This is a genomic window from Rickettsia sp. TH2014, assembly GCF_019249195.1.
Taxonomy (GTDB): Bacteria; Pseudomonadota; Alphaproteobacteria; order Rickettsiales; family Rickettsiaceae; genus Rickettsia; species Rickettsia felis.
Genome location: NZ_MXAX01000089.1, coordinates 1 through 3,712, shown reverse-complemented (window position 1 = coordinate 3,712; position 3,712 = coordinate 1). Strand labels below are relative to the sequence as shown.

Sequence of the window (3,712 nt, the reverse complement as noted above, 5' to 3'; positions counted from 1 at the left end):
TCTACTCTCTATTGCGATTAAAAATGGGAGGATTACCAATGTGTTTAAAGAATTTAAAGAATTTGTGTTTCCTAAAGCTATAGAAAGATATGATAAGGATAATTTAGCGGTGCAGCTAGCTTTAAAAGATTCTATTTTATTTATCGAATCTTTATATACAAACCGTGATGATATATTGAATAAAAAAATGATCTTTACGTGCAGGACGAAAAGGGTGAAAACAGTAATATTATCTAATGTTAATCTCTTCTGATACCCAATAAATGCAAAATCAGGTAAGCAGCAATTGCTCATCTCCTAAGAATCGTGCATAAGGATCAGATATCTTTATCATGATTATCAGAAAGGAATTACTCTCACGAGATTTTCCCTATGCTTAACGGTATTTCATCATATTGTCAGGGTAGCTCTTTTTCGTACCCTTAGATTCATCTCTTTGATACAACCTCGTGTCACACACTATTATATGGCTTTTCGGTTATTTAGGTATATGTTAAATATTTATGAATATCATATAAAAGTAATAAAAAACAAAAAATTTCCTTTCATATATCCTTTAGTGTTTTATAATGGCATACAAAATAGAGTTAATTTTATTCTACACTTTGACCAAATTTGGTCAAAATGATATAATAGAAATAGAAAAAATACTTAAATCATAATTAATATAGCCAAAAATTTAATCAAAGCCTGTGCAAGAACTGACTTAATAGCTAACCTCAACCGGATTAAAGAAGGAAGAGAGTGAGAAATTTAAATAAATTACTTATACATGTATTTATTATCATTTATATTAGGAGGATTAAATGCCTTACTCCGTCAATTACGTTTATCAATTAGCTCTATAGAGTTTTATAAAGACGTATATAAAAACTATCAAGGGTACGGAATAAGATATTTATTTACCTTATCTTTTATCCCATCAATAATTTATTGTATTTTTATATTAAATTACATAATAACTTTAAAAGATTATTTTAACGGAATACAATCATCAAAAGTTACAGACAATATTGAATATATTATCAATCAATTACCGGAAATTAAATATAATAATTCAAAAATTTCAGTTGAAGAAGTAGAGCCTATATATTTATATAGCAAGAATAACAATAAAATAGTTGTCATTGATACAAAAAATCAAGTTTCTAATAAAGAAAAAAGCAAAATACCGTTTGTACTTGAAGAGAATAAGCTGAAGATAAATTTAATTGTAGCCAATACTAAGAAAAATTTCCCAAGTACCGTTAACTATTCTGAGATATTTAAACAAAATGAAGTAATTTTAACTCCTGAAATAATAAAAAAATATTTTGCTGATAATTTATTATATGCACCAAATTTATTTATTTATTTCGGTATGCCGGCTATTATATTATTTTGGTTTGTAACATTCTTATTAGAGAGAAGTATTATAGTGTTGTTAGTATATAGCTTAGCTAATTTACTTACTACTAAAACTTCAATACAAACTTCTATAAGGTTAGTAATGTTTTCAAACGGAGTCCCGATAATATTACAACCGGTTATTATTATATTAATACCGGAATTAAGTATATTATTACAGCTACTACAAATGTTCACAACTTGCTTAGTATTTGTTGCTATTTGGCAAATTAACAAGAGCCTGTCGAGTTATATATAAGAAAAATCGGTTATTATATAATATGTGATTTTAAATCCTCAATTTACTAAAAAAATATCCTATTATTAAAAAATAAAAGTTTTTATTGTTAAAATGAAACCTAAAATTATTTGCTTATAAATTTAGGTAATTTAAATGGGTAAAGAAAAAAAAGAAAGTAAGGTTTGCAGAAGAGCCGCAAGTTAAGGAATTTTCGCAAGAAAAAGAAGCAACAGAAGTAGATCTTATAAGAGGAAGAGTAATTAATATTTATGATAAAAGCGGCTACTTAAAGCCGGATCAATTAGTAATTCATGCAAGAGAAGCTACTGGAGGAAAAATGTTGAAGTAAAGAGAAATCTAAATTTCTTTCAACAAATTTTCGTTGCAGTAGGTCTTATAAAGGATACAAAAACAATCAAAGAAGAATTTACTTATACTACCGGCGATATACAAGGAATATTAAAGGATAACGGTCAATTTATTAATAATCCCGAAGAAATTAGAAAATTTGTTGATAAAAATAGAGATATTCAAATTGCGGATATTGATGGTATCGGTATTGGTAATTTAAATCATCAAGGTAAAATACAAATTAATTCAAAGCTTGGATTAAATAATGAAAAAATTATCCTTTATAAGGATGGTCAATTAGCTGCTATTGAAAGAAAAGGTCAACTTATAAATCAAGAAGGAGAGCCTTTATACAAAGACAACTTAGTCCAAAAAGATAATAAAGTTTATTTAGTTGGAGACGCCGGAAGAAATATTAATACACCTTTTAGAGATCCAAAAACTAGAACTCGAGATAATTGGAATAGATTAATAAATAAATTTAGGGTTGCTTTAATACCGGAACATGAGTTAAGAAAATTAAACGATGCGATGGTAGATTCTGTAAGAGTTAAAGTAGTTCATCCGAATCCAAAACTTGCGGAACATCATCTTCAAGAAATAGCCCAAGGTAAACAAATATGGGATGGGCATGAATTTGAAATATTGCGTATGGGACCTGAGGAACAAAAAAATCATCGACTATTCTATGATACCCCCTCTCAGAAATTACTTGATTCTAACGGTAAAGTAGCTTCTACTATTGGTAAAGAAAGTAAAAGCATGAATAATGTTCAAGCATTTATAATGGGAAAGGGTGGAGTAATTTATATGGGTACTCATAAAAATCAATATTTGCCAAATACTAAAAATCTTGTTCATGGTTCATTTTTAAGCGGAAAGCCTGCGGAAGCAGCAGGAGTTATAAGTATAAATGATAGAGGAAAAATTGATTATCTTAGTAATAATAGCGGTCATTATCAACCTGAAGCTTTAGATATGTACCGTGCTGTAAAAAAATACAAGAAACTATGCCCAGTGCTTTAGATAAAAATTGTCAAATCGATATTCAAGGACATCCACGAATATTTGTTACTGATTTTATAAAAGATATGGAAACCAAAGTAGGTTTTGGAAAAAGCGTTAAAACCAAGCATGAAAAACTAAGAGAAAATAGAATGGAAAAAAATAAAAATTATCAAGCTAATTTAAAAAATATTGCTGCTTCTTCAAAACCTAAAGCTAGAAATAGAATAACAAATAGAGGGCGTGGGTAAATAATGATGTCATTCCCGAGAGGCATTGTTGCGTGGATACCCAGGTCGTCATTGCGAGGAGGCATTGTTGCGTAGACCGGTAAAACCTACTGCGTCACCTAGTTCGCTTGCTAACTAGGTCCATAAAAACAATAAAAAATACTAATAATTTTAGTATTTTTAACTGGATCCCGCTACAAGCTCGCGGAATGAAAACCGAACCATGCAACAATATCCCTAGTTAATGCTGTATTAATCGCTTATTTATAATATTCTCTCTTTCTCACTTCTAACAGATTCTACGCAATTAAATTTTAGTTTATATTAACAAGCTAATTTTTTATTAAATAATATAATTATATACTTGACTAAATTACTTGGGTATTGTAGATATAAAACAATTTTAAGTTTTAATAGGCTGGTTATATGATGCTGACGACGAAAGGAAGATATGCCGTAATGGCAATACTTGGGTCGTGCCTCCGTATTGCAGTTTAGA

General features: G+C 29.0%; 4 protein-coding genes and 1 pseudogene. All 5 read left to right on the top strand.

The window, feature by feature from the left end:
• Positions 1 to 253: pseudogene (locus tag KYQ89_RS01540) on the top strand (hypothetical protein); the annotation flags it as partial.
• A gap of 213 nt (positions 254 to 466) precedes the next feature.
• Positions 467 to 628, top strand: a complete 162-nt coding sequence (locus KYQ89_RS01535; protein ID WP_371920387.1) for an Rpn family recombination-promoting nuclease/putative transposase — start codon at positions 467 to 469, stop codon at positions 626 to 628.
• A gap of 144 nt (positions 629 to 772) precedes the next feature.
• On the top strand, positions 773 to 1,645 hold the full coding sequence (locus KYQ89_RS01530) for a DUF1189 family protein (RefSeq protein WP_218460098.1): 873 nt from the start codon (positions 773 to 775) through the stop codon (positions 1,643 to 1,645).
• Positions 1,646 to 2,509: 864 nt separating this feature from the next.
• Positions 2,510 to 3,004 carry a hypothetical protein gene (locus KYQ89_RS01525; RefSeq protein WP_256621184.1) on the top strand — a complete coding sequence of 165 codons (495 nt, stop codon included), beginning with the start codon at positions 2,510 to 2,512 and terminating at the stop codon, positions 3,002 to 3,004.
• Positions 2,989 to 3,234 (top strand): hypothetical protein, encoded by a 246-nt coding sequence (locus KYQ89_RS01520; RefSeq protein WP_218460097.1) that lies wholly within the window; start codon positions 2,989 to 2,991, stop codon positions 3,232 to 3,234. The genes KYQ89_RS01525 and KYQ89_RS01520 overlap by 16 nt, the downstream gene beginning before the upstream one ends.
• Positions 3,235 to 3,712: the final 478 nt, after the last annotated feature.